General features: G+C 42.0%; 30 protein-coding genes and 2 pseudogenes. 2 read left to right on the top strand and 30 right to left on the bottom strand.

What is annotated here, in order from left to right; all coding sequences use genetic code 11:
* Together QMZ64_RS21485 and QMZ64_RS21490 are read left to right on the top strand one after the other, a co-directional pair.
* Positions 1 to 327 (top strand): polymorphic toxin type 50 domain-containing protein (locus tag QMZ64_RS21485; RefSeq protein ID WP_301441558.1); only part of this gene is annotated, 327 nt, incomplete at its 5' end.
* A gap of 26 nt (positions 328 to 353) precedes the next feature.
* Positions 354 to 692 carry a hypothetical protein gene (locus QMZ64_RS21490; RefSeq protein WP_301441559.1) on the top strand — a complete coding sequence of 113 codons (339 nt, stop codon included), beginning with the start codon at positions 354 to 356 and terminating at the stop codon, positions 690 to 692.
* 35 nt (positions 693 to 727) lie between these two features.
* Here the strand turns inward: QMZ64_RS21490 and QMZ64_RS21495 are convergent.
* The 30 genes and pseudogenes from QMZ64_RS21495 to QMZ64_RS21640 all read right to left on the bottom strand — a co-directional run.
* Positions 728 to 817, bottom strand: a pseudogene (locus tag QMZ64_RS21495) (peptidoglycan binding domain-containing protein); the annotation flags it as partial.
* A complete protein-coding gene (locus tag QMZ64_RS21500; RefSeq protein ID WP_153915857.1) occupies positions 813 to 959 on the bottom strand; it encodes a hypothetical protein in 147 nt (48 codons plus the stop codon). The pseudogene QMZ64_RS21495 and the gene QMZ64_RS21500, both read right to left, overlap by 5 nt.
* 7 nt (positions 960 to 966) lie before the next feature.
* Entirely contained in the window at positions 967 to 1614 is a 648-nt protein-coding gene (locus QMZ64_RS23415) for a peptidoglycan-binding domain-containing protein (RefSeq protein WP_483298508.1), read from the bottom strand.
* A pseudogene (locus tag QMZ64_RS23420) lies at positions 1600 to 2046 on the bottom strand (peptidoglycan recognition protein family protein); the annotation flags it as partial. The gene QMZ64_RS23415 and the pseudogene QMZ64_RS23420, both read right to left, overlap by 15 nt.
* A gap of 51 nt (positions 2047 to 2097) precedes the next feature.
* Positions 2098 to 2361, bottom strand: coding sequence for a phage holin (locus QMZ64_RS21515; RefSeq protein WP_080627005.1), 264 nt, complete (start codon positions 2359 to 2361; stop codon positions 2098 to 2100).
* A 15-nt stretch (positions 2362 to 2376) separates the two neighbouring features.
* On the bottom strand, positions 2377 to 2646 hold the full coding sequence (locus tag QMZ64_RS21520) for a hemolysin XhlA family protein (RefSeq protein WP_003185322.1): 270 nt from the start codon (positions 2644 to 2646) through the stop codon (positions 2377 to 2379).
* A gap of 62 nt (positions 2647 to 2708) precedes the next feature.
* Positions 2709 to 2894 carry an XkdX family protein gene (locus QMZ64_RS21525; RefSeq protein WP_301441560.1) on the bottom strand — a complete coding sequence of 62 codons (186 nt, stop codon included), beginning with the start codon at positions 2892 to 2894 and terminating at the stop codon, positions 2709 to 2711.
* Entirely contained in the window at positions 2891 to 3214 is a 324-nt protein-coding gene (locus QMZ64_RS21530) for a hypothetical protein (protein WP_301441561.1), read from the bottom strand. The genes QMZ64_RS21525 and QMZ64_RS21530 overlap by 4 nt, the downstream gene beginning before the upstream one ends.
* A gap of 12 nt (positions 3215 to 3226) precedes the next feature.
* Entirely contained in the window at positions 3227 to 4543 is a 1317-nt protein-coding gene (locus tag QMZ64_RS21535; protein WP_301441562.1) for a phage baseplate upper protein, read from the bottom strand.
* A gap of 13 nt (positions 4544 to 4556) precedes the next feature.
* Positions 4557 to 7202 carry a peptidase G2 autoproteolytic cleavage domain-containing protein gene (locus QMZ64_RS21540; protein WP_301441563.1) on the bottom strand — a complete coding sequence of 882 codons (2646 nt, stop codon included), beginning with the start codon at positions 7200 to 7202 and terminating at the stop codon, positions 4557 to 4559.
* Between the two features lie 36 nt (positions 7203 to 7238).
* Positions 7239 to 8951: a phage tail protein gene (locus QMZ64_RS21545; RefSeq protein WP_301441564.1), complete on the bottom strand. Its 1713-nt coding sequence runs from the start codon at positions 8949 to 8951 to the stop codon at positions 7239 to 7241.
* Between the two features lie 12 nt (positions 8952 to 8963).
* Positions 8964 to 9800, bottom strand: a complete 837-nt coding sequence (locus QMZ64_RS21550; RefSeq protein WP_301441565.1) for a phage tail family protein — start codon at positions 9798 to 9800, stop codon at positions 8964 to 8966.
* Positions 9800 to 14269, bottom strand: a complete 4470-nt coding sequence (locus QMZ64_RS21555) for a phage tail tape measure protein (protein WP_301441566.1) — start codon at positions 14267 to 14269, stop codon at positions 9800 to 9802. The genes QMZ64_RS21550 and QMZ64_RS21555 overlap by 1 nt, the downstream gene beginning before the upstream one ends.
* 208 nt (positions 14270 to 14477) lie before the next feature.
* The gene (gpG, locus tag QMZ64_RS21560; RefSeq protein WP_073425521.1) at positions 14478 to 14846 is read right to left on the bottom strand and encodes a phage tail assembly chaperone G; all 369 of its coding nucleotides are present in this window, start codon (positions 14844 to 14846) and stop codon (positions 14478 to 14480) included.
* A 64-nt stretch (positions 14847 to 14910) separates the two neighbouring features.
* Positions 14911 to 15522, bottom strand: a complete 612-nt coding sequence (locus QMZ64_RS21565; RefSeq protein WP_301441567.1) for a major tail protein — start codon at positions 15520 to 15522, stop codon at positions 14911 to 14913.
* Positions 15523 to 15536: 14 nt separating this feature from the next.
* The gene (locus QMZ64_RS21570; protein WP_301441568.1) at positions 15537 to 15920 is read right to left on the bottom strand and encodes a hypothetical protein; all 384 of its coding nucleotides are present in this window, start codon (positions 15918 to 15920) and stop codon (positions 15537 to 15539) included.
* Entirely contained in the window at positions 15917 to 16315 is a 399-nt protein-coding gene (locus tag QMZ64_RS21575; protein WP_195257950.1) for an HK97-gp10 family putative phage morphogenesis protein, read from the bottom strand. The genes QMZ64_RS21570 and QMZ64_RS21575 overlap by 4 nt, the downstream gene beginning before the upstream one ends.
* Positions 16315 to 16623: a phage head closure protein gene (locus QMZ64_RS21580; protein ID WP_065643429.1), complete on the bottom strand. Its 309-nt coding sequence runs from the start codon at positions 16621 to 16623 to the stop codon at positions 16315 to 16317. Before QMZ64_RS21580 ends, QMZ64_RS21575 begins: the two co-directional genes overlap by 1 nt.
* On the bottom strand, positions 16613 to 16915 hold the full coding sequence (locus QMZ64_RS21585) for a head-tail connector protein (RefSeq protein WP_003185351.1): 303 nt from the start codon (positions 16913 to 16915) through the stop codon (positions 16613 to 16615). Before QMZ64_RS21585 ends, QMZ64_RS21580 begins: the two co-directional genes overlap by 11 nt.
* A gap of 20 nt (positions 16916 to 16935) precedes the next feature.
* Positions 16936 to 17361: a collagen-like protein gene (locus QMZ64_RS21590; RefSeq protein ID WP_254001774.1), complete on the bottom strand. Its 426-nt coding sequence runs from the start codon at positions 17359 to 17361 to the stop codon at positions 16936 to 16938.
* A gap of 23 nt (positions 17362 to 17384) precedes the next feature.
* Positions 17385 to 18668 carry a phage major capsid protein gene (locus QMZ64_RS21595; RefSeq protein WP_301441569.1) on the bottom strand — a complete coding sequence of 428 codons (1284 nt, stop codon included), beginning with the start codon at positions 18666 to 18668 and terminating at the stop codon, positions 17385 to 17387.
* A 39-nt stretch (positions 18669 to 18707) separates the two neighbouring features.
* Positions 18708 to 19439 (bottom strand): head maturation protease, ClpP-related, encoded by a 732-nt coding sequence (locus tag QMZ64_RS21600; RefSeq protein ID WP_097366419.1) that lies wholly within the window; start codon positions 19437 to 19439, stop codon positions 18708 to 18710.
* Positions 19384 to 20694: a phage portal protein gene (locus QMZ64_RS21605; protein WP_301441570.1), complete on the bottom strand. Its 1311-nt coding sequence runs from the start codon at positions 20692 to 20694 to the stop codon at positions 19384 to 19386. Before QMZ64_RS21605 ends, QMZ64_RS21600 begins: the two co-directional genes overlap by 56 nt.
* Positions 20695 to 20886 carry a DUF1056 family protein gene (locus tag QMZ64_RS21610; RefSeq protein WP_048353720.1) on the bottom strand — a complete coding sequence of 64 codons (192 nt, stop codon included), beginning with the start codon at positions 20884 to 20886 and terminating at the stop codon, positions 20695 to 20697.
* 11 nt (positions 20887 to 20897) lie between these two features.
* Entirely contained in the window at positions 20898 to 22607 is a 1710-nt protein-coding gene (locus tag QMZ64_RS21615; RefSeq protein WP_301441571.1) for a terminase large subunit, read from the bottom strand.
* Positions 22604 to 23119 (bottom strand): phage terminase small subunit P27 family, encoded by a 516-nt coding sequence (locus QMZ64_RS21620; RefSeq protein WP_301441572.1) that lies wholly within the window; start codon positions 23117 to 23119, stop codon positions 22604 to 22606. Before QMZ64_RS21620 ends, QMZ64_RS21615 begins: the two co-directional genes overlap by 4 nt.
* 229 nt (positions 23120 to 23348) lie before the next feature.
* On the bottom strand, positions 23349 to 23723 hold the full coding sequence (locus QMZ64_RS21625) for an HNH endonuclease (protein WP_145689581.1): 375 nt from the start codon (positions 23721 to 23723) through the stop codon (positions 23349 to 23351).
* Between the two features lie 26 nt (positions 23724 to 23749).
* On the bottom strand, positions 23750 to 24058 hold the full coding sequence (locus QMZ64_RS21630) for a hypothetical protein (protein WP_301441573.1): 309 nt from the start codon (positions 24056 to 24058) through the stop codon (positions 23750 to 23752).
* A 188-nt stretch (positions 24059 to 24246) separates the two neighbouring features.
* Positions 24247 to 24966 carry a hypothetical protein gene (locus QMZ64_RS21635; protein ID WP_145689585.1) on the bottom strand — a complete coding sequence of 240 codons (720 nt, stop codon included), beginning with the start codon at positions 24964 to 24966 and terminating at the stop codon, positions 24247 to 24249.
* Between the two features lie 24 nt (positions 24967 to 24990).
* Positions 24991 to 25803 carry a hypothetical protein gene (locus tag QMZ64_RS21640; RefSeq protein ID WP_145689587.1) on the bottom strand — a complete coding sequence of 271 codons (813 nt, stop codon included), beginning with the start codon at positions 25801 to 25803 and terminating at the stop codon, positions 24991 to 24993.
* Positions 25804 to 26233: the final 430 nt, after the last annotated feature.

The following is a 26233-nucleotide window of genomic DNA, read 5'->3' on the forward strand; positions in this document are numbered from 1 at the left end:
CCGTATCGCGAAGTGCATGGTTTCCCTGCAAAAGTAAAACCAGGAGCTCAAGAAAAACATATTCCTGGAACACCAAATTATAAACAAGAAGTTGCCAACGGGAAAAACAAAAGTATCTTTAACGGCGATAATAAAAAAGCACAAGAATTACTTGATAAGTATGCAGGAACAGGAACTATTTTGAAAAATGAAAATAGGGAAAGAGTTAATTTCGGTCAAGTTATAGGAAAATACTACAATAAGAAAACTGATAAATACGAAGATACTACTAACGGTATTATACATTATAGTAAAAACGGTGCTCATATAGTACCTTCCAGACCCTAAAAAAACAAAAAAGAGGATGAATGATTATGGGATATGATTCTCTAATAGACACATTAATAAATTATGAAAATGATGATATGAAAATAGAATGGGAAAGTGGATTGAAAGTCATTGCCGAGCTAGACACAGTCTTTGAAACAGACAACGGTTTAGATGATGACGATATCAATTTTATAGAATATGATGCAGCTGTAATTAGAGTAAACAATATTATTTCCCTTCCTACCAATAACGAAAAAGACAGTTTATATAATTGGTTAGTTGAAGAGAAAAACACTTTGGTTGAGATATCTCTTTATGATGATCCGCCGAAGAAAATTTTAGTAGATGATCAGACAGTATGGGAATTGGACAGTAACGTATAACAGTTAGCCCTCTTTTTATAGAGGGCCTTTTTATATTACTTCAACAACGCTTCAAGTTTCGCTTTAGTTTTAGGTCCGTAAATACCTTCGGTAGAAAACCCGTACATCAGCTGGAACCGTTTAAGGACAGGGCTTTTTCAATAGGGTTTTTAATGTTTCAGAAATACAACTTTGCATTTCATTTTTTGTTGGCAAGCTGTCTATTTTTTTAGTTCGCTCTTCAATAACAACTATTTTTTCATCAATTTCTTGGATTTTTTTCAGCATTTCTTCATCACTTCAACAGAGCTTCAAGTTTCGCCTTCGTTTTAGGACCGTAAATTCCATCCGCAGACAGCCCGTGCATCATCTGGAACCGTTTGACCGCGTTCGCCGTTTTCGGCCCGTAATAGCCATCTATGCCGTTATTTTTTGCTCCTTTGTCTGGATAGAAATAGAGGGTAGCTAAAGCCTCCTGAATCTGCCGGACGGCCGTCCCTTTCATCAGTGGGCTTTTTACCTTATAGATGCCAGACGGCAGCGGATAGGATGATTTTTTGCCGCTTGAGGAAGGCTTTTTCTTTTTCGCTTCAATGGCTGCAAGGGCCTTTTCGGTAGCCGGTCCGTAAATTCCATCCACCGTGATACCGGCTTTCTTTTGCAGAGCTTTGATGGCCTGCACCGTTTCATCTCCGTAAGACCCATCTGCCCCATATTTCGGCAGAGAGAAGCCAGCGGCAATCAAACGTTTCTGCAGCGCCTTGACCTGGGAACCGGACGATCCTTTTTTCAGAATGGTCCCTGTGGATTTGCTTGACTGGCTCGTGGATGATGTTGTCTTTGACACAGTTTTATTTCCAAGCAGGGCATCGACTTTTTTCCTGAAAGTTGCCAGCTGGCTTGCATCCCTCACCCAGGGAGTCGGACAGCTTTTATTTGTCACATCATAATGCCGCACAATCTTATCTGTAGAAAGGCCGTAACGCTTGCACAGATCAGCGACCAATTCAGCAGCATTTTGAACGGTCTCGCTGTGAATCTGCCCGTTTTTTTCAACACACATTTCAACACCGATCGCCTTTGTATTGGCGTTTGGCTTTAAAAAACTGACGTAACAGCGGTTTTGATCATGGGCGTGATAGGCGACTTCATTTTCTGGAATAATCAATTGCGCTTCTTTTCGATCCACAAAATAATGGGATGACGCGTAACGTTTATCAGCGATACACGTGCCATTGAAATAATTCCGCTCATTCAGTGCGGACGCGCCGGGAGTAGCCGTCCAGTGCATGACAATGCCTTTCACTCCCGACATTTTCAGACCCGGCCGGGTATACTGATTGACTTTCACAAAGTTTTTTACGACTTTAACCATTTGAACCCCTCCAATTTTGTTTTAAATAAAAAAGGCTGCCAGCTGGCAACCTCATTTTGTTAATCCTTTTTGTTTTAGAACTTCTTTTTGCTGCTTACCTTTACCGGTGACATAGTTGTTTTTATACCAAGCGACCAACGTCGTGACAATTGTAAAAATCGTGGAGCCGGCCACATACAAAGCATCGGCCAACGTATTAACCTGGTCCTCACTAATCGGCAAAGCTGCTTTTCCGAACATGATCAATGTCTGGTTTACCAATGCAATAAAAAGAAGCACCGTCCGGACGACCGTGCCTTTGTCAAAGTTTTTCATATTGTGTTTTCCTCCTTATTTCTGCAGTAGATTATAAAAAACAGCGATTGCGCCGCCGATGATGCCGGTGCTGACCGCTGTAATGATCGCGCCGGTGATGCTGCGCTTGATCCAAGTTGTGTTTTCCTCGATCTTGTTCAGCTTTTCATTGATAGAAATGATTTGCTGATCATGACGGTCAGTTGTTCTTTCGAGAGTAGTAATCCGCTGATCTTGTGTTTTTTGATCTGCTTTAATTTCTGCGATTTCTTTTTGTAAAACATCATAATCATTCGGTTGCGTCATGTCCCCTAATCCTCCTGTTCTCACATCGTTTTCACCTCCTTTGAGGCAAAATAAAAACACCCTTATCGGGCGCTTGTCATTCCTAAATCCACACAGACGGCGGGTTTGTCATAGCTCCGGCCTGTTATTTTTTCATATTCTGCCGGGGTAATATGCCCCCAATCTACGTAATCTCTCATGATTGAGTCATCATCATAACAACCCCAATCATAAAACTGCTTAATAGCCGCAAAGTCTGGATACATCATGAGGAACCATCACCTTTCAATGATGCAACTTCTTTTTGAAGACGGGCCAATTGATAAGAGAGTAAAGCGTTTTGCTTTTTTAGTAGCTCAATTTCACTCGCTTCAGGCTCCGGAGGCAGCAAGTTTTCAATGTACTCTTTTGTAGCCGTCTCCTTCCACACCTTTTCGTCCGGAAAAAACTTCGGAAGATATAAACCCGGGTCAAATGGAATGTCTGTCCATCCATCCGGAATTTCATAGTTCCCTTGATCATCAGGCTGAATGATATCATTATCAATCAACAAGAACGTCTCTTTGTCATATTTAAAAATGTTTTTCATGACTTATCTCTCCTACAGGGGAATAATTTCGTCCAAACCATATGAAGTTATGTTCTCAGACTTATCAGCGATTTGCCCCTCCAGCCTCATATTTCCGTTTGTTTCGATATACAATTTTGTCATCCCTGTTGTACCGAATATAGGAACAAGTCTGCTGCGGAGCTGGTCAGGTCTATAAGAAGCTGGGAGCGTGCCAAAAATCACACCTCTATTGGTGATTACCTCGCCTTTTAAACAAAGAAAACCGCCAACCACCGCACACATAACTTTTCTGGCCCCATGTTTCGCACCGTTTTTTAAAGGAACTTCAGTCCAGGCAGGCTTTAGATCATTTGAAGTTGGAATCATGACAAAATCAGTCCAACCTAGACTATGATACCAATGACGAATGTAAATTCTCGGGTCTTTCAAATTTCCCGCTGGAAAGAAAACCTGAGCAAACCGGTATTGAGTTGATTTCACATTTAAAATACCGCCATAAGAACTCGGGTATCCTGTGGCTTCATTAACTAATAGCGGAAAAGTTGAGATTCCATCAGGGTAATTATCTCCCTCATAAGAAGCATCTTGAAATGCTGAATCATTAATAAGTGTAACCTGCTTTGTCGTTACTTGATGAGGGTTCGACTGATTATTGATATGAGACTCAGTCCGGGACTCCGCCTTATTCCATTTATCCCGCTCCGCTGCCGTGATATGAATATCCGTGTTCTTGGCATGAGTGTCCGTGTATTCTTTCGCGCTCGCTATAGCTTTGTCAGTGTATTCCTTTGCATTCGATTCAGCCTTATTCGCCTTTTCCGTCGCCCCGTCTTTTGTTTCAATATTTTCAAACTCCGCAAATTTTGCTTTGATCTCTTCAAGAGCTTGGCTGATCTCCGCCACAGTTTTGTTAATGCCAGCCCGGAGCGTTTCAAAATCGTCAATATAATACTCCGCAACAGGCACGATATTTTGATCTTCGAGAGTTTTCTCGATGTGGAAGGTAAAAAAGACCGTTGCAAGCGCCTGACCATTCGCATAATAAAGCTTGATTTCGGCCTTAACTTCGCCGTAATGCTTGAGTTCTTCGTCAGACAAAACATATTCTGCTTTCCCGTTTACCTTGTCTGTCAGCGTCAGGCTGCGTTTATAAAACGAATCATCCGCATACAGAAGGACAATTTTGGCATCTACGGCCGAAAGGGGCAATGGAACGCCGTCTTTTGTAAAAGAAAAGGACAGCTTTGCGCTGCCCGTATCCTGGGTGAAAAATTGGATATTGGTTGATTGTGCGCTCGATTTCCGCGCGTTTATATCAAGTGATAGACCACCTTGTTTATAAATCATCAATGAGCCTCCTTTACAGCTGCGGATACATAAAGACCAGGGCGACACCATATCCTTTTTGATGAGAGTAAGGCTGCTTGATACGCATCACATAAAAGCCTGTTCCGTCTTCTGATTTAGTGCCAATTCCCCCTGTGGGCACGATGCTGTCTCCTGCCTGGACCGTATCATCAATCCTGACATAGACCTGGCCGACCAGCCCCACAACATGCCACTCGTCCCGCTCTTCCCGCGGAATATATTCTACATCCGGATCGTAATATGGGTTTTCTTTCGGAATGAGTTCTTTTTGAATCACCACATTACCGTCTTTGTCTTCTGATTCAACGTCGATTTCTTCATAGATGATCCCGCCGAACTCATTTCTTAAATAGCGATCATTCCAATAAAAAGCTGCGCCGCCCATAATGACGCCAGCCGTCTCAGAAATAACGCCTAAAACCTTTTCACCTTTTTCTGCTTTCCGGATTTTATCACCATCCAACGTTACCAGGTAACCGGAATCAATCTTGCTGCCGTCTTTGGATTCAAAGTATTCAGCCAAGTCCTTTAAGTCAGATACACTTTCAATACGACCGGTACCTAAAACATTTCCAGCCTTTGCATTTAGCTCTACCTTTTTATTTGAAGCCGATGGACTCCCGGTGCCGTATCCAAGCGCCACCGTATAGCTCTTATTGTTTATGACAGCTTGTGAGGATAAAATTGTTCGAGATACTCCATCCCCCTCAATCCTGACATTATTTGATGATCCAATGACAGACCGGCTTCCGTCTTTCGTTGCGGTCGATCTATCAGAAGAACCGATCACCACATTCCGCGTACCTTGTGCCTTACATCCGCCGGTTGATCCAATGACAGATGAAGCCTCTCCGGAAGCAACAGGATCACCGGAAGAAGCCGCAATAAAACCGGTCTCTGAGGTCGCATATCCTGAAGTTGTGGCAACCCTCGTCCCGCCTTTTAAGTTGTTTGGCACATATTTATACTTTTGACCTTTAATCATTGCCGCGTAATCATAACCCTCCGCATAAACACCCACAATATTGGCTTGGCTGTTTGGTGAGGTGATACCGTAAGCACCCTTGTCCCCTGTCATGATTCCATTGTTGATATTAACGTTATATACTTTCCCGCCAATCACAATGCCGCTTTTAGCAGATTTATAGAACGTGAAGTTTGAAATGTTGACATTATCAGTCCGCTGGTTGCCACCAAAAAGACGAATATCCGCTTCAGCTTTTTTAAACCCACGCACTTGAATCCCATTGAGTGAGATGTTTCGGCTGCGATATTGCAGTGCGATAGCTGGATAGTTTTTATAATCGTATGAGGGATCACCGATAGCTGTAAAGCCGTTGACCACGACATTTTTATAGGCAGAAATGACAAGCGCACGCGGTGAAAGGTCCTTATACAAGGAATTAAATACCGGTTCTATCGCCGTACAATCCGTTATTGTGACACCGTAAGCTGTCGTACTTTCAGGGTCAGATGCTAAATGATGGCCGATGTGACGGATATCGTATGACCGCACATCACGATAAGACACATGACCGATAACATGGACATTTTGAGCAGCCGGCCATTTGGCATGAGCTTTAACCTCCACGCCCCTGACATTTCCCTCAGAATAGCAATTCAGTATCCAGGCGTGCTTTGAACCGTCGTCAATTTCAATACCGTTGGAATTGGACTCCCCCTGTTTATGAGCTTTGCCGCTTGGATAAACACAATGTGAATTGGAGATGAAAATATATTCGCTGTAATGTGTGGTAATCCCATCATCCCCGTATCCATAGGCAACGCAATTGTCTAGCCATATATAACGGCTCCCGTTCTTCGTATAATCGGTTGTTGGCAAATGATCATAAGTAGGAGCTGTAATATCAAAACCGTGCAGTCCTGGGTTTATCGCCTCAACATCTTTCACCCAGCCATATTTCACATTGGCAAGTGTTAAGCAGCTTGAATGTTGCCCGCCAGTCGCCCGAACTCCGCCTTGTCTATTCGGATTCCAATCAAGCGACATCCCCTGCACAAAAATATTTCTGTTTCCCTTATCATAGTCTGCATTTGTAATCACCCATTCACTGGCGGGCGTATCCTCATGAAGCTTGATGGTCGTGATACCTTTTCCCTTTCCATTCAAGTACGTCCAGGATGGGAGCTTGATGCCTTTCACAATATAAGTACCGGCACTTAACTCAATCCGCACCCTGCCATTCCCTAAAGCCTTTTTGAAAGCCTCGGTGCTGTCGGTTTTTCCGTCCGGAACGGCTCCAAAGTCATCAACATACACAGTGCGATTTATTTTTTGTGCGAGTCTATTAAATTCTAAGTCCAGACGATCTTTCAATGTTTGAGCAATTTCTCCGTCAGTTGTTACCCGGGCATCCACAACCTCTTTGACATCTGAACCATCGTGATTTGTGACCAAGTTGGCAAAGCGAGCTGATAAATTTTTCAGACGGTTTCCAACAGTGAAGCCGCCATGGTCGATTTGTTCCGACGTGTGGGCGGCTCTGGAAGACTCATGTCTTTTCAAATTATAGTCGTGATCATTCAACGCATTTTCTATGGTTTGCATATCTTCACTTAGCTGGGATTCATAAAGTGAATTACGGGTTTTATTATAGTGCTTAATCAGCCGCAACATGTTCATCACTCCCTTTTTGACAAAATAAAAAAACGCCTACCTGAGCGTTTTGAAAAGCTGGTCAATATATCGTTTTTGATCTCTAAGCCTTTTCGCTTGATCCACATTTATGCTTTGGATATCTTTGCGGAAGTTCGCAAACGTCAATTTGGGACTGCTGTATGGGTTCAAAGGGTTGTACTGGATGGACACAAGTCTCACATCATCTTCAAATGTGATACCATCCGCCGTATCAGCCAGGACATGGATTGTGTCGCCTTTCCAAAAATCTTGCTCGATCTCTAAAAGCTTCGGCTCATAGATTTTTTGGAAATCAGCTTCTACCGTCATTTCCGGATATGGATTCACATGCTTCTTCAGTGCTGAAACCATGCGACTGGATTTTTTTATTGTTTCATCTTTTATCGGTTCAGCCCACCGCGGCTTTCCTTCAATTAAGAATTTATCTTCATCAGGATGAACATATAAAATAGGCTCAAATTCATATTTTGGATTCTTGTCAGTACTATTGCTGCCTTCTTTTAAGGCACCGTACCCCCAGGCACGTGTGGTACTATTTTGAGAACTTGTTTTAATTGTAATGCCGGGCATGTTATAACGGGAATCTAGTGTAAAATCGATTCGGTTCCCCATTTTTTTATAGACATGGATTTTATAGTTATCGACATCTATTTCAAGCCCATAATCTTCAATAATTTCATCCATCAATTCAGTAGAGTTTTTATCGCCAAAATTCTCCTGATCAGCGCTTGGAAACTCGCTCTCTGGCGCCTCCAAAATATATTTGAAATCTGTATCTTTCAAGGCAATGTCCAGCGCTTCTCTAAGCTTTAATTTCTTTGTTACGGTATCATTCACGTAATTATTGATCAGTAGAACAGAAAAAATATGAGCTGCCGTGACGGTTTTTGTAAGGATGTTATTTTCCTGTCTTACCTCTACATCCGTAATATAGTATTTTTGATGATTGAATTTTTTCTCATCCAGATAAAGTATATTGTCGTTTACCAATAAATCGAATTCTGTGCCGTTCTCCTGCGTTTTTGTGATCGTGAAGGTAAAACTCTTCTTACCTGTCGTATCGTCCGTCAGATCAACGGAAACACCCGTTATTTCCACAACTTTTTTTCCATCTTTTGATGAGACATGCAACTGTGGAAAATCAACATCTGTCGGCAGATTCTGATTGAGTGTTATATCTTTCCCGTCATACTCCTTACTCGGAAATTCCGGCTCCGGTATCGGTGTGTCAGGTTGATCAGGATCATCAGGAATGCCGTCCACAGAATCATATTGTGTAAGATTATACGTTTCAATTAGATTGTTTAATTTCGTTGCATAAGCCGGATCAGTTGCATAACCGGCTTTTACAAGGGCTGCTGTCGCTTTCTTGTAATCTTTTTCACCTACTATGGCTTTATAATGGTTGGGATCCCAGCTTGTTCCGTTAACATAAAGTTTGGCTAAATCTTGCAGAGAAGCATACCAGGATGGGTACTTGCGGAATTTGGCTTGTACCCGGGTCGCATTCCCTTTCCGATCGTATTCAGTCGTCCACATGAGAACATATTGCCCGTTATAAGTCCCCTTAATTCCGAATAGATTTTTTCCTTTCTGAGCGAGCACGCTTGTCCCCCATGCGCTCTCTAAACAGGCCTGAGCAATAATGAGAGACGCGAGAATATCATACTTTTTATAGACTCTTTGGGCGTCTGGTGCAATTTCTTTTATAAAATCTGAATTTGCCATTGTACTTACTCCTTATGCGTAATAAAAACGTGTATCGAAAGTGATTTCAAAATCATCGGTATTCTGTATTTCAAAATCATTGCTCCCTATATCAAGCCCCGGGAGCCTACCGGAGGTTTTAACCGGCTTATCATTGATCACGGTATACTGTTTGATAAAAGTGACAGGCTGTGATTTTTTCAACTCCTGTTCAATTTTCAGCCTCTCCCCATTTGTATGGTTGATGATCGTCACGTTTTTACCTGAAGCCCGCAAGGTCACATTGTAGTCATGTTCCAGAGGATTGATATAGGCGTCCCCAGTGTTATAAACCTGAAACCTCTTTCGATTTTTGAACCTGTATTCCAGATCATCACGCATTTGAATATTCATTCCCGGACTCCAATGTTCTCCGTCAAAATTTTGCTTTGTCAGGGAAGTGAATTTGGATTCTGCCAGTCCAGTGATGTTATTAAATTCAACTGTGAACGTTACAAAGTTTTTCTCCTTTTCTTTTGGAATACTAAAATTCCCATCACAAGTTACACGAAAACGAAGATTCGGCAATAAATCGGTCGAGATATAATAGGGGAACGGCTTGACTAAAAGCGCGTAAAGTTCCCGCCTAAATTGATAAAAGTTTTCAGCGATGACTGAATTCAAATAAAATTCAACGGTTATTTTTCGTTCTGTATATGTGACATCCCGAGGATGCTGCGGAAGGACAACTCCGTTTATTCTGGGTATACTAACCGTTTCACGATCAATCCCCGGCGCTTCAGGTGTGAAGCTTAAAGGTTCAAAAAAAGGAAGCAGGCTTTTTAAGCTCTGCTCCCCAAGACCATTATCGTAATCAAGGAATAATTTCACTATCTCACCCCGTTTATGAATGAAGTTCGAGTAAACCGATCCCCGGCTGATTGGTCAATTTTTCTGCCATCAAGATATGTGTTGTTGTCTTTTAGTAAAAGTTGCTGCAAGAGCTGCACATTTTTATTTAGAAAATCAATCTGCTTTGCCATCATACTGATTTGTTTTTCTTGATTCTTTACAACACGGCTGATGTCTACAGAAAAATCATTAGGTGGTGGTGGCTCCTGTTCAGGCTTTGCCGAAACTTTTTGAAGCAGGAGAAGTGCTTTTGAAATCATCCCATCCTGTAAATCCGGAAGTATGCCAAGCTTGCTACCGATACGAGCCCATAGACCAATATTACGCTCCCTGTATGAAGGATCTTCCGTGATGGTCGTTTCATCATACCCTCGTTCATTTAAGATGGCCCATTTTGAGCCACCCCGTCCAGGTGAGATACCACCTTTTGCATAACCAACATAGCCGCCACCTCGGGCCATTGATTTTAAGCCTGGATGATTGCTAATGTCTCCATATCTGCGCTTGATATAGTTTATTGCAGCCAACGTATTATCTATCGGATTCAAAATGTTATTATGTCCAGGAAACTTATTGGCGTTAAAAGTGCTCGGAATCGTTTGCATCAAACCCTGTGAGGGATGGCCGGCTTTCGCATTGGAATCCCATAAGTTGATAGCATTTGGATTTCCGCCGCTTTCCTTCATGGCGATGGTCACAAGCCCTGGAATCCATGAAAGTGGCACCCCTGCTATACCAACAGCCTCTGTCACCCATTGGTTTACGGCTTTCGTTCCTCCGGTCCCTTTAAATGTGGACGGCTCTGGCATGACTCCTTTCAGGAATTTAGCTGCCCCGTCTTTCAGTGTCTTAAGTACACCGGTTCCTAACATGTCGATGCCTTTTCCTGTTTTGTAGGGGATAAGCCCACTAAATAGTTTTTTGATTAAGTTGCCAGGACCCTTTGTAATCAAGTCCATTGCACTTGAGCTGACATCCCCGACTTTATCCACGATGCTTTTTCCAAAAGATACAGCCCCGTTGACCATCTTTTTAGAGCCGTCAATCGCTTTTTTGAAAAAGTCGCCAACCCCTCCTGCATATCCTGGTAACCCTGTGGCTGCTAATTTTTTTGACAGGTCATGCGGTAGTACGGAGGTGCCTCGTGGGAGATCCCAAATTTGCGGGCCGCCCATACCGACAACATACGTTCCGATGCCTGGTGTATGGGCCAGCTCCCATCCTTCTTCACCGACAAGTGCCTTTCCACCAGGGTGAAAGTCCGTCCCTTTTGCATAAGCGACACCAGGTGCAACTTGCATTTTAGAAGTATCTTGATAACCTTTGGGCTTCCATTCCGGAATCTTAGTAGGAATATGAAGAAAATCAAAAACGTTATTAATATAGCCGGTGATCTTATTGACTACCCCAGCTAAATCAATTAGGTGATGATCCCATGAATCAAGGATCTCACCTGTCTCAATATCAACTTGATCAAGATGGCCGGCAGCTTGAAGCTTTGCTTCCTTGACTACACCTTTATGCGTCTTTTCTGCTTCTTTAATTGTTTTTTTGGCTTGGCTTCTGGCTTTCCCAACAATGTCATCGTGCTCTTTCTTTGAAATTGTACCTTTTACATAATACTGATCATCAGCAGCGTCAATAACAGCATCGCGCTGCTTCTCAGCAGCTTTAATTGTTTTCTCTTTTGCTTTGTTACTATTTCTTACAACTGCGGCTGCCTGTTGGGCGGAAAGGTTTGAAGACTCTTCTTTCAACTTTCTAGAGATTTTCGTTTGCTCATCTTTGCTTCGGGTTAGTGCTGTCTCCATTTGGGAGAGCATTTTTCCTTGAATGTTAGTAACTTCTTCATATTCTTTATCCGTAAGCTTACGATGTTCTTTTGCGGCGTTTTGATAAATCTCATTAATGCGATCTACGTATCCTTGGATTTTCTTTTGTTTCTTGTGATTTCCAACTTCAATTTTATTTAGAATCTTAGCTTCTTCCTTATCTGACATTTTATCATTAGAAGCAAAAAATTCTTTTAATACCTTGGTCGCTGAATCAGCGCTTGTTTGGAATCCATTTTTCAATGACTCTCCCATCGCTGTAAACTGTGTTGTGACATCGTCCGCTATTTTCTTGGTGATTTTGGCATTAGTTATACGGAGATATTCAAGTTTTGCTGTGACTTTAATATTCATATCTTCATAAGCATTCACAGCTTTTGCCGTTGACTTCGATACTCCCTCACCAAAGTCAATAGTCGATGGAAGAACCCTTTTCTTCAGATTGTCATAATACTTTGTTCCAGCTTCGGTTAAAAGTGTCACTCCTGTTACAGCAAGACCAACTGGACCACCTAACAAGCTCAATCCGCCACGTAAAAGGCCGACAACTCCTGCTCCTTTTTTGAGAATGTTGAATAGGCCAAAACCGCTTTTTGCTAATTTCATAAAGCCGCCAGCACCTTTAATTGCATTGGCTCCAACCTTTAAAATACTCCCACCGAATTTTAAGAGCTCAGGAGCAAATGAAAGAATTAGCCCAGCAATTGAACCAACTGGCCCGCCAAACAATCCAAGACCAACGCCGGCAACACGTGAAGCACCGCCCAGTCCCCGCATAGCTCTTGTACTTTTACTAGATGACTGCTCAAGCCGTCCTACTCTCGTTGTTGCGACTGCGGTTGATTGATGAAAACGTTCCATCCTTGTAGACGCTACAGCCGCCGCCGTGGAGGTCGTGTTCATTCCTGCAGCCGCTGTCCTGGAAGCTGCGCCCGCTGCAATGGCTTCTGTAGAATAAACGCCAAGACTGGCTGATGCTTGATTTACATTCCGCGTTAAATATCCGCCGGCAGTCCGAAGCATATTCCATCCTGCTGCTATCTTTGGCAAGGAGCCGAGCAACAGTAAGAACGCGCCACCTAAGAGTGAAAATACAGTGACTGCACCGCCAGTAATCGCAATGGTACTCGCAACGGAAGGGGGTAATGAATCAAACCAAGTAACAAATTTGGTTAGACCGTCAGTGGTTGCACGGATGACAGGGAGAAACTGATTCCCCAATGTGATAACAGCGTTATTTAACGCCGATTTCAAATACTCAATAGAGCCAGCCAGGTTGTCCATTTGCTTTTTGGCTACTCTTTCAGCTGTGCCGCCACTACCTTCAATTTCTCTTGTAAATTCTTGAATCTTATCTTTTCCCGCGTGCATTAAAGTAATAAAACCAGAAAGAGCGTGCTGCCCAGCCAACTGTTTGGCAATTCGAATTTTTTCAGTTTCGGTATAATCTTTTGTTTTCTCATTGATCTGGCCGATAATATCCGCAAGTGGCCGCAGTTTCCCTGTCGAATCGGTCACCTTCAAACCTAATTCATCAATCGCATTTCCGGCTTGTTTTGGTGGCGATGATAAACGGGTCAGTGTAGCTCGCAAAGCTGTTCCTGCCATATCAGCCTTAATACCGCTGTTTGCCATAATGCCTGTCGCTGCCGCTAATTCTTCCATGCTGAGCCCTGCCGTTTTTGCTGCAGGAGCTGCATATTTCATTGTTTGCCCGATTTCTTGCAGGGTAGCATTTGAATTGGTGAAAGTATACGCCATGGCATCCGCAACACGGTTTGTATCTTCAGCCTTGATATGAAATTCAGTCAAAATGTCAGAAACGATATCGGCCGTAACTCCAAGGTCTGTTTGACCGGCTGCAGCAGTTGCGAGAAGACCAGGCATAGCCCCGATAATTTGATTTGTTTTATATCCAGCCATCGCAAGGTACTGCATTCCTTCGGCAACTTCTCCATCAGTAAACTGAGTTGTTGCACCCAAATGCCGCGCCGTTTCCGTCAGTTTAGCCATTTGGTCGTTTGTGGCATTCGCTAAAGCACCAACACGGCTCATAGCTTTTTCAAAGTCAGCTGCGGCTTTTACACTTACTCCAATCCCCAGCGTCCCAGCCGCACCAACAGCCGAAAGGGCTGTTCCAACCTTAGAAGCAGAATGGTAAACAGCGTTTAGCCCTTCAGATACTTTCCCTGAATCTCGTCTGAACACAGAAAAAACACCCGACGCGCGACGGGTGCTGTTTGTCGTGTTTTCAAATTCTCTTGTTACACGTTGCAGTTCGTTTCCAAGGCTTTGATGAACGGCAATTGCATCATTCAGCCGGCGGCCTTGTATCTGCGTTTCTCGGTTGTCCAGCCCTTTTTCTCTGACTAACCTATTGTATTTTGTTCGATGCTCATCAACTAAACGGCCTTGAATGCGGTATTTGTTATTAAGTCCTTCTACTTGGGATTGGAGAAATTTAGATTGATTGCCCGCAGCTTTATAAACTGCACCGGATGCTTTCATTTCCGAATTCGCTAAACGCATTTGCCGCTTTAAGCCTTCAATTCCTCGGTTAAAACCTGTATCATCAAGGCCTACTTTAATAATCATATTTCCGATAGGTTGCGCCATATGTATCCACCCCGCTTCCCTGGCATAAACTCAACTAAAAAAGACCGGCTGTTAAACCCGCCTTAGAAAAACACTTGATCAATTGGAACAACTTTAGGTTTATTTTCTTGCGCTAAAACCTCCAAGTAATGGTAAATGTCCATTTCATCAATATCGGTCATAGTCCATCCTTGTTTTAAAAGCGTGGCGTATATCTCATTAAGCTGCTCTATTCCTTTTTCGAATGTGTATTCATCTCCGGTTCCTCCGGCAAAAAATCTTTGTCCTCTTCCTCAATCTCTTTATAGCCGGTTATCTCAGCAAGAATGCGGCTGATTTCTTTCGCAATTTCAAAAGATTGAAGCCCATCTTCTAAGTCCTCATAAGTGAACTGATTGCGGAACAATTTCACAATAAAGTGCATTTGTTTCTCTAATGTTTTGATGCTTTTTTCCAGATTGTCCGCCGTTCTTTCAGCCTCAGCATTTAGTCTTAATGCTTCAAGAAGCGTTTTTGTATTAGTACGTGGAGCAATAAATGTCTTAAATTTCTGTTCATCTTCAAACCATAATTTAATAGAAATATGCTTTTGAGCCATGTTGACTCCTCCTTTATTTTGTTTGATGTGAAAAAAGAGAAGCGCGCGGGCTTCTCCTTATGTTTTACTTTCCAAGATCAACGCTCGAGCTGTCATCTGATCCGGAATCAGAATTTTTATAAGCATCACCAAACACCTTTTCATAAAACTTGTCCAAATCGAAATTCGGTGCGTCCTCATCAGCCAATACTTTATAGGCGTTGTCTTGTTCGCGCTCCATAAATTCAGCAGAAAGTTTGACTGTTTGGAAGTCTGTCTTTTCTTCTTTTGTTTTCCATTCATCATCCGGAAGAGAAAAACGCCCTTTCACTAAGCCTACATGGCGATTCTTGCCGTTCGCTTTTGGCCCATAGAAAGACATAGCAACCCACGGCGGAATGATATTTTTCTTAAATAAATAGAGGCCGTCTGTTTCCTCAATTCCTAATAGTTCGGCCAAGATTTCCATCGGTAAATCTCGCATTTCAAGCTCCAACTTTGTGGAACCTGTTGTGACCGCCATATCAACTAACTTGTTGTCTGCATATTGTTTTTCGGTTGATGTTTCCGTATTAACTTTCGCGTTAATTGCATAGGGATATTCAATAATTTTTGAAGCTACATAAAGACCATTCACCTTTTTTAATGGCGCAAATCTAACGCCTTCCAACCCGGTAACGGAACTAAATTCAGGCATTCTAAAACCTCCAATTATAGTAAAATATTGGCCTCAAACCGGTAACCTTTCCGGATAAGGCCCTCATCTTTTAAAAAGTCATTGATTAAAATTCCTGTTTGAAAATCTAATCGATTCATGACCCCAACTACGGCAGCCAAAATCTGATCGCAGGAAGAATCGTTGTATACATCAATTTGATAAACAGCGCTATCCTTGATCGGCTTTCCGTCAGCCCACTTGGTAGTTCTGTAGTCCAATTCCTGTACGACCATATAAGGCGGTTTGCTTTTGATCCCAATTGGTACCGCAAGTTCAAAAATGTTTGCTGGATCGGCCAACAATAAAAGCGCTGGATCGGTTTCCAGCGCTTCAAATACTCTGTTTTTCAGTTGTAATGCTCTTTCTGCAACATTCATAGCTTGTACCCTTTCCTGATAACGGCTACCATCGCTTCAAGCATTCGATCATTTGCACTTTTCATACTCTGCTGAATAAACGGGTTAGCCGGTTGATGGATCGTACCGAATTCCGGTAAATGGACACGGTATTTTGTATCTTTTGTAGGGCCGACCACAGCATATATCTCACCATCAGGGTCCTTTCTCGTGCGATTACCGACTATAATATCTTCATCAATGTGGGGATGGCTCCCTCCAATATTGGAACGGGGAGCATTCTTGTTAATTTCCTTCGCAAGAATCGCGCCGCCGGCTTTCACAGCAGCTTTATTTATTTTTTCGTCCTTCCTTGCGAGTGAAGATAAATATGAATCTAATTCTTTAAAGCCCTGCATCTCCATTTCGATTTTCATTATTCCACCGCCTTTGCCCTGATTGTGGTGAAATTTTTTCGGGAATAGTTTGGAAGAATTGATTCGATCTCATATGATTGGTTCTGAAACAGAATCCGCATATGTTTGTCGATATCCTCACGGTGTCGGATCGTAAATTTTATTGTATGTTCTTTTTGTACGGCCGCTGCTGCATAGTATTCCCGACCTTTTAATCCTTCAGCTTTTGCCCAACATTCAACGACCGTTTCATAGTCACCTTCCACAGGGAGACGGCCGCCTTCTTTTTTCTTTTGAAACATGATTCGATATCGCATATCATTCAGCATCGGCATCAGTCTCCGAAACTGTGTATTTTAATTGATTGATCAACGTTGTCAGAACTCCATCAAGGTTTGAAGTTGTGCCAGCTATTTCACGGTTTTCATACCAGTGGGTGACAAAAGCCTTTACACACAAATCTGCGCGAGCTGAATTATTAGGAAATTTCAGGCCCGTTGCGGACGTAATGTATTCTTTTGCAGAAGCGATAAACCCAAGAATTAAATCATCCTCCAGATCACCATCGACCCGGAGGAATTTTTTCGCCTCTTCAAGCTCTTTTTGTTGGGTTTCAGTCATAGGGCATCACCTATCTTTCGTTAACTAGATGCGCCGCCTTTGAGCTCATCAATTTGCTTTTGTAGGTCTTCAAAAATGGCCTTTACTTCGCTGTTAAAGTGATCCGGCATGACACTGCCGGTTCCGATGTTGTTGCTTCTAACAGACTTGTCCGCAAGCATTTCATGTAGGATACTTTTCTCTCCAATGTCAGCCGGATCGCCTTTGTCACCTTTCGGGCCTTGGGGTCCTGGCTCTCCCTGTGGACCTTGCGGGCCGGTATCTCCTTTGTCCCCTTTTGGCCCTTGAGGTCCCTGCGGCCCAGGTTCCCCCTGCATTCCCTTAATGTACAAAGGATTATCCTCGCTGTTTCCTTTCAAATAAACCGGTGTTACCGGCTTTCCTGTACCGTCGTCCTCTGCAGAAGTATAGACTCCGTTACTTTGGTTTAAAAATTGATCTGCCATATCTCATCATCCTTTTCAATTTTTTATTTTCCAACGTCAACTGATTTATCTTCTGAGCCACCAGCGCTTGGAGTTTCATTGTCAGGAACGGCATCTTTAATTGATGAAAATTCTGCATAGACCACCGCATCAGTATCCCAAAGAACGACGTCCTCACGTTCAATGATTCGCATATCTGTAGAGTTACGATAGAATGCTTTACCACCGACATTTGTCGTTAAAATGGAATATTGCTGACGATCAAAGAGTTTGACAGCTTCTTTAAGATCTCCAATGATTAATGGATATTTTGGAGTCGTTTTTGTACCGCCGTTTGGCAAATACTTATCAGAAATGACGGATACCGGCTTACCGAACAATAATTTTTTAGTTGGATCAGTAGGGTTCGGCTGAAGCAGGTAACGGCCGAAAGCGTCTTTCAGTTTATCTAACACGTTAAATCCTGATTGGTTCGTGACAACTTTAGTCGTGGCATTAATAGCCGGATCAAGTTTGACATTGATAATGTCTTTAATGTCGTCCTGTTTCGATATTGTCGTTTTCGCAAGTGAACCCAATTGTTCAAGAATCAATGTATTGCGGGTTACAGCCGATTTTTTAGCGAGCCAATTGGAGAGATACTCCAAAAGCGCCTCTTGAGTATCCGCAAGTAAATCATTTGAGAGGACCAAAATCCCTGCATAGTCTTTAATGCTATATTTAATGTTTTCAAATTTAGGGTTCTCTAATTCTTCAATATCTGCTAATTCCTCAAGATTTACTAACGGGGTGATATCCACTAGTTTTTCAAGAACCCTTGACCCTTTGTTTGTTGATACCGGAATGACATCGACTAGATTTGCCAACGTATCAAATTGACGTCGTTTTTCATTTATTTTCGTGGAGATATCCTGCGGTACAATAAGCCCGCCGTCCTCATCCACACCTTCTTTCATCGCGGCAAGAGGCTGTGGTACTTTGCCTGTTCTAAGGGCGTGAGCAAAAAGTTGAACATGATTCTTCACTTCTGTTTCAGCGATATCATCCGTTGCCTGTTGCGGTGTCTTTGTCTCTGGATCATGCTGCGGCTCTTCTTGTGCATATGAAACCTGCATGTTTCGTAAATCCTCATATGTTTGAATTTGATCTTTAATTTGTTGAGCCTCAGCAAGCAGTTTTTTGGCTTCGTCCATTTTCCCTTCATCGGTCAGCGCTTCAATTTTTGTACGTTTTTCCGCCAAGGTCTGGCGCAATTCTCGTTCTTTTTTGGACATCCCGCCCCCGGCAAAAAATTGAATATCAAGTCTCAATAACTTTTTCTGTTTCAAATGCTTGTCCTCCTTAAAAGTGGCATAAAAAAAGAACCCTTAAAGATTTAAGAGTTCAAGTTTCATATTGATCTTTTGTTTTAGTAATTCATCCGGCTTAGTTTCTTCAGCCGGACTTTCAGCAGTAGATTGAGCAACAATTTTGCCTGGAACATGTTTAAAATGTGCCAGTACCTGATGATCAATGCAGGCTGCTACATCCTTTGATTCTGAAACCATATCGATCAAGCCATAATTTAAAGCTTCATCGGCGGTGAGCCAGGTTTCCTCATCCAGCATCTGGCGTAAAGTCCCGTCGTCCAGTTTGTCTCCTGCTTTCGCAAGATATGTGGAAACGATACTTTCAGTAATCTTATCCAGATCATCGGCTGCCTTCCGGAATTCTGCGGCATTCCCGACCATCCCCATGTATGGGTTGTGAATCATCATCATGGCGTTACTTGGCATCGTAATCTTATCACCGGCCATTGCAATGACGGAAGCGATACTTCCGGCCAGCGCATCCACATAGACATTGATTTTGGCTTTATGACGCTGGAGCATCGAATGAATAGCCTGCCCCTCGAAAACATCCCCGCCGGGCGAATTGATGTACAAATCAATAGAGCTCACGTCACCTAAACTTTTCAATTCAGACTGAAAGGCCTTGGACGAGCTCTCACTAAACCATCCTTCGCCGGTAATAGAACCGTAAAGCGTGATTTCAGCGGTCGAATCATTCAGAACCTTCATGTTCCAATACTTGTTTTTCTTCCTCTGTACCGTTGCCATCACCCCCTTTCAGTCGATCTGAAGACCGCTTCGTCTTGTTAAGCTGATATTCTTTCATAATTGAAAGGGGAACAAGGTTTAAGTTTCCGTAATGCTCATCGCCGATCTCTCCGATGCCTGTCATGTCCTCTTTTTGAAGGATAGTATTAACGCTAAAAGCGCCGACACTTTGCATCGTTTTATAAAATTCAGCACGTGATTTACTGTCCCCGCGGAGCTCTGATTCCAGGTTAAATTTAAAGTAATAGCCAGCTCCCCGCTGCTTCTCTGTCAAAACCTTATCGTTTAACTCTTGTTCAATATTTGTGACGATTGGCTGTAAAGTGGTTTTGACATAATCTAAGGATTGTTGCTCAATATTTGAAAATGTTGCCCTGTCCAGCTCACCTATTTTATGCGGAGGCACCTTATAAATCGATGCAATCTGCTGACGATTCCACTTCATTGACTCTATAAATTGAGCATCCTTCATAGGCATTGTTACTTGTGAATAATCGAGGCCGGCGTCTAAAACTGCAATAGACTGCCCCGCATTCACCCGCTCCCAGTCTTCCCTAAGAATTTGTTTGCTTTTTCGGTCTAAAAGGGTCGGCGCTTTTACAACGCCAAATGGTGCGCCGCCATTCTTGTAAAATTTCGCGTTAAATTTTGTCGCAGCTCTATTTGATCCGATATTGTCCCGAATAACTGAAATCGGGGTTTGGCCTACAATTCCGTCAAGAGACAGGTTTTTAAAATGCAGTACCTCTTCGTAAAAAAATTCACGGTACTTGCCGTCAAGTGTGGTTGAATACCATACCCGGCCGTTATTTGGATCAATATTCGTATTTGTCGCTTCAGGGTCTAATGGTCTGATCCCAGCCACATTCCCGTCTTTATCAAAAAGCAAAAGATTATAGCTGTTTCCCCAAGTACACAATCTCGTAACCAAAAGGCGTTTCCACACAAAGCTTGTCATGTAGTTATTGACTTTGTTCAGAATGATATCGCTGACTTTATTTTGAACCTGTTGTATGTTGCCGTTTTGATTCTGAAAAAGTTTAATTGGTAGTTTGGCAATATCATCAGCCAAAACAATCACGCAAGCATATACATCCGGATGAAGAACGGCCGTTTTTGTTGATACCCTTTCACCAGATGCGCTTTCAGATCCAGCAAAAATATTTCTAAACCACGTAGCTGGATGAAGAAGGGAGCCGCTATCCTCTTCAGCAATTTCATTTTTTATCCCGCTTTTTAAACGGCTTAATAGCATCTATTTCCCTCCCTCATCCTTATTTTTTTGACGAACAAATCCTGCCAAGCTCGCAAGTGAAAATAAAAAAACACCGGTTGCAATTAAACCCGCGTTTACGTTTATTCGGTATATGGCTATTGAAATGAATACCATGCCTGCAATAAGCAAAATATCTTCTAAAAATAACTGTAAGGCTTTTAAAACTTTCAAGTTCTCACCCCCTACAGGCTGAAAGATCCAGACTGAATATAAGCGTTTAAGTCGATCGCTGTATCAATCTGAGAAGCCCGAACATGTGCATTAATAAGTGCAGCTGCCGGGTCAATCCGTTGTGTGGACTTGGACTTGTCCAGCATTATATTTTCCTGGGCATCCACTTTTGTAACGGCGTTCCCCATAGCCCAAGTCAGCAGATCGTTTTTATTATGGATGATCTTTTTCGCCTTCACTTTTTCGCGGAAGTCTTTCGTAGGCTCTGAAAGTGTGGCTACACCCTGCCGAATTTCAATCATCACATATCCGTCTGCCTCCATCTGTTGGGCAAACTGTGTGGCATTGTACGGATCGTAGGCAATTTCTTTTATCCGCCAGCCTTTTTCTTTCTCCATTTTCTTAATATAGGTTCTGATATAGTCATAATCGACAACAGCACCGTCGGTAACGGTTAGCCAGTTCTTTTTTCTCCACAGATCATAAGGTACGTTATCAGTCTTAATACGCTCATAGAAAGTATCTTCAGGCATAAAGCCGTGACTCTCAACAGCAAAGCTCCCATTATCCAATGGGAAAATAAACGAAACAGCTGTCAGGTCAATTCGTTTTGACAAGTCAATCCCAACATAGCACTCACGGCCGGATAAATCAGGGAACTGATCAGATCCGCAATCCTTCCAAGCCTGCATATCCATGTATCCACCGTCGCGCATATTAACCCAAACATTCATATTCTTGGTCAGGAAATCCCTCATCTTTTCAGGAACAGCCAGAGCCATTTCAAGACGATCTCGCAAATATTTTTTCCCAACTTCATGAGAAGCTAATATCGGATTAGCCTTTATCCAATTCCTTTCATCCTTTATGTCATCGTCTTTATCTATTTCGTTCACCATGACAAAATACTGTTCATTTGTCTCTACTTTGTTTGGATCGAGAAGACGTGAAACATAATCATACTCCACACGATAGGCCGGATTGTTTAACTCGTGCCCCGCTGTCGTGATAATAACCATGATAGGCTGCGTTCTTGCGCCCATCCCCGACTCCAGGATATCGTAAATCTCTGACGTTTTATGAGCATGATATTCATCTATTATGCCGCATTGCGGGTTAAATCCGTCACCGGTCTTTCCTGCATCTTTAGATAAAGCTTTGATGGTTGAATTTGTTTTTGGGTGCTCAATGGTACTGTATGCTATCCTGTATTTTTGCTCAGGTTTGTTTAGAAGTTCGCACCCTTCTATTTGGGCTTTTATCTCCTTCCAACATATTTGAGCCTGCTCCGTCTTTGTTGCCCCTATATAAACTTCAGACATTTTCTCATTGTTTGCCATTGCTTCATAGGATGCAACACATGCTAGACTCTGAGTCTTTGCATTTTTACGGCCTACCTGCCAATACACTTTTGTAAAACGGCGGTATCCTGTATCTTTATGAATCCAGCCATAAACATTACCGAAAATAAAGATTTGAATACGATCTGGAACTATGTTTTCACCAGCTAATGGCCCTTTTGTATGTTTGAATTGCGTCATCCAGTAAAGAAAGCGACGGGCTTTTTCATCGTCAAACACGTAAGGAAACTCTCTTGTTCCTTCTCTTTTAATATCATTTAAAAACCGCTGACAAGCCCATATATGCTTTTCGCACGCAACAATCTCGCCCGATATTACATCACGCGAGTAGTCAATCATAAACTGTTTAATTGTATTCATACATTACTAAACTCCTTTTCTGCTAAAGTCTTCTCCCGTTCTTCCTGGGTCTTGGTGATCGCGAGCTTGGCGCGTGCAGACGGCGTGAGCCCGAAATCGTTAGCAGCCGATTTCATTTGATCATAGAAGTTTTTCTGTCGTTTCAGGAGGGGATGCTCTTCTCCAACCAACTTGACCGGCTCCCCGTTTTCATCTTGACCCTCTGTATGAATCATGATGCCGTCTTCTTCAATAATTTTCGAAATAGAGATGTACTGAGAATACGCATTACAGTAGGCGGCTAACATGCTGATATCCGCCTCCGTCATAATTTCCACCTCAGATAATAAAGCAGCAATCCGCTTAAACTCTTTTTTAGCCACCTTATCCAGCCAGGTAGGCGGTTTGATATTTTCAGAGCGCATTTTCATCTTTTTTTCGTGTTTGGCCCTGGCTGCAAGCTCTTTCGTATTCTTTTTATTTGGATTGCCCTGTATTAATTGAAGGGCTGCGGATTTTGCAGGTCTCGGCATGTTTTCTCACCTCATTTCTTAAAAAAATTGCAATTTTGCGCTTGTTTTTTCTCAGTCTCATGGTATGATGAAAGCAACAACAAAACCAGTCATATCAAGCCCTCTCGGCGAATTTGCCGGGAGGGTTCTTTTTGTTTTCGGGAACTTTGAAAAGCGGTGTTTGTTTGCAGAAGAGGGGGCGCCGTTCCCGCGGCGGTTGCTTCCCAAGGATTTTCATAGGGGGGTATCCCTACTTGATCGGCTTGCTCCGGTCGCCGTGAACCTTGTTATGGCAGGCATTGCAGAGACTTTCAAGATTTGAAAGGTCTAAACGCTTGGACCAGTCCTGCTTAACCTCCACAATATGATGAACCATGTCAGCAGGCGTGAAACGGTGTTCTCTCAAGCACCGCTGGCAAAGACGATTGTCTCGAAGTAAAACAAGTTCTCTTGTTCGTTTCCATTCTGTTGATTTATAAAAACTTGTTATTGTTTTGTTTCTTGAATGTTTGTTGTAATGTTTCGTTTCCTCCTGCTTGACGTGCTTATGGTCAGGGCAGTAGCCCTCTCGGGTAAGAGCCTTACACCCGTGGGCCTTACACTCCCTTAATGGCTTAGGCGGCATTATAATCCTCCTTCAGTGCCAAACACTTATTGGTTCAGCTCTTCATTTGCTTGCTCGACTAAAGGCTGCATAAGTAGGCCAATACGCTCCTTTAAATTGAAATACTCTGTCAAAAGGCGCTCGGATTTCTTTAGCCTCTTGGCTTTGTCATACTGACTCTTCACACTTCTGATACGTTTTTGCAGCTCTCTAATTTGTGGAGTTGTCACAGAAAACACGGCCCTATGCTGGCAGGCGGGGCATTGAATATATCCAATCTCAATACCATTCGCCCTTTTCTCCTCCCGCAATAAAACCCCATGAACCTCGCCGCAATGCTCGCATTTTGATTCCATCCAGATCATCTCCTCAAATAAAAAACGCCCACCCGTTTGGGAAAGCGTTTGTATATATTCTTTCTAAACCGGGCCCACACTCAGAGGCACCCTTTGGCCGCTGATCGTCTATTCTGAGATTCACTGGACCCGGTTTACAGAGAATATAAAAAAGCACCCCGAAGGATGCTTAAAAATATATGTATTTTTCATTCAATAAATTGTTCTGCAGCGTTAAAAAGAGGTATGGCAATGTTTAATAGTCCATGTTCCCCTACATTTTTATATACAACACAATTCCCATCCCGTGTTAATAAAACTTTAGTAGGCTCATCCTCTAAATCTCCTAGTGGTAAGTCAATTCTAAGTGCAGAAATTTCTCCACCACTAGTTTCATACCGATCCCAATCATCACTTTCCGTAACAGCTCCACCGCCTAAGTATGCTACCTCTACATTCTTTACCGACATCCCTCTAAACCAGCCACCCTTTATATTGCCTTCTTCGGAATGTTCAAGATAGCTTTTAAAGTCTAATAAGTTTAATTTTATGTTTTCAGCAATGAGGTGATTGTCATGTTTTTTAAATCTTCTAAGTCTCCTTAATGCCTGGGCGGAAACCTCTCTTCTAGTACCTGAAGTGTATAAGTACAATTCATCTTTCACAAAACAAGGAAATTCTTCTGTGGTGGCAGTTGCAATAATATTATGAATTGAGCCATCCTCAAGGATACCCTTCCCTTCGAAAGCTCCCCCAATCTGGTGAGAGATTTTTAATTTTTTCAAATTGCTATCATACTCACTTTGCCCAATATGTTCAACCTTTGTTTTGAATGTCACTGAATTTATCCCAGTACTAACTTCTTCAGATTCAACTGGATAACTTACGGGAGACGTTTGTATTCTGTGCATTTTAATAGACTGTGCCAAGACTGCACCCCTCCATTATTTTAGTTAAGACAATTTTAATATCGCACTTTCTACCAAACCTTTTAGTTGATCTCTCCTTTTTGTTGCAAATTTTATATTTTTTTGCGTGACAAATTCATCAAATTGAGGACTATTTTTTCGAATTTCAAATGCCGTTATTTCATCAGCGTCATATTCATTAATAAAAATTTTTTTCATGTAATCCTGGCCAACTTTTTCAGGCTCAATAGTAAATGTATATTTTTCAAATGATGGTTCGTATTTTTCACATAACAGGTGATAGAAATCTAGGAGGATCCCTTCTATTGCTTTATTGCTGTCTTTATATCGCAGTGATGCTATTGTATTTATTTTTAGTATTCTAACTTCATCACCGTCATCATCAATTTCATCAAGATCAATTAGTGAAAATTCCATGTCAATAACATAATCTTTAATTGTTAATATTAAATTTCTGTTTTTGCTATAAGAGATCCTCACAGCTTTTTTATCACTGTTTTCATTATTTTTTTTAAGCGACGATAATAAAAGTTCCAAGATTTTCTCTTCTTCGGCTACTAACGTGGATTTCAATGTATCGCGCTTTATAGTAAAGTTAGCTTGGGCTTCCCACTTAAACATAGAAAATCCAATAAAATACTTAATTTTACGTAACAATTTTTTTATTGGTTTATAATTGGTCATTATAGTTGTGAAAAAAGCTATAATAAGACCAATTCCGGCTGGAGTTATAACAAAACCCCATTGATTTATTGAATATTGGAAAAGCATAGCGATTATATAAAGTATGGTTAAATAAATCCATTTGTTGTTGGTGAACCACTTTTTTAAATCCACTTATTTCACCTCACAAAGAGTCCAAATAATATTCCTAAGCAATATTTTAATCTAAAAAGGGCCATAATAAAACAATGAATATTGTAATACCAACAATCATTAGATGAGGTAAAGTTCCATAAAACCCCCTTTCATATATAGGTTGCAATAGTATTACAGAAAGCATTCTCTAGCTACAGCCAGAGTGCTATTATCGTTTCATGCCCTCTTTTCTCAAGAATCGGCAATTTTTATTTGTTACTTTAGTCTAATTTTTCGTTTTTTCTTTTGGTTTCCCCCTTACGCTAAACGCTTATTCAAATTTGCGCCTTACTAATACTCCGGGAGGAAGCCAAGCATTGTAAGACCACATATCCAAAAAACACACTGCTTACAATCTCCCGATACCAAAGTCGCAAGACTAGCGCGATCCGGCTCAGAATGTTCCTCC

Origin of the sequence: Bacillus sp. LB7, assembly GCF_030449715.1 — a bacterium.
Taxonomy (GTDB): Bacteria; Bacillota; Bacilli; order Bacillales; family Bacillaceae; genus Bacillus; species Bacillus paralicheniformis.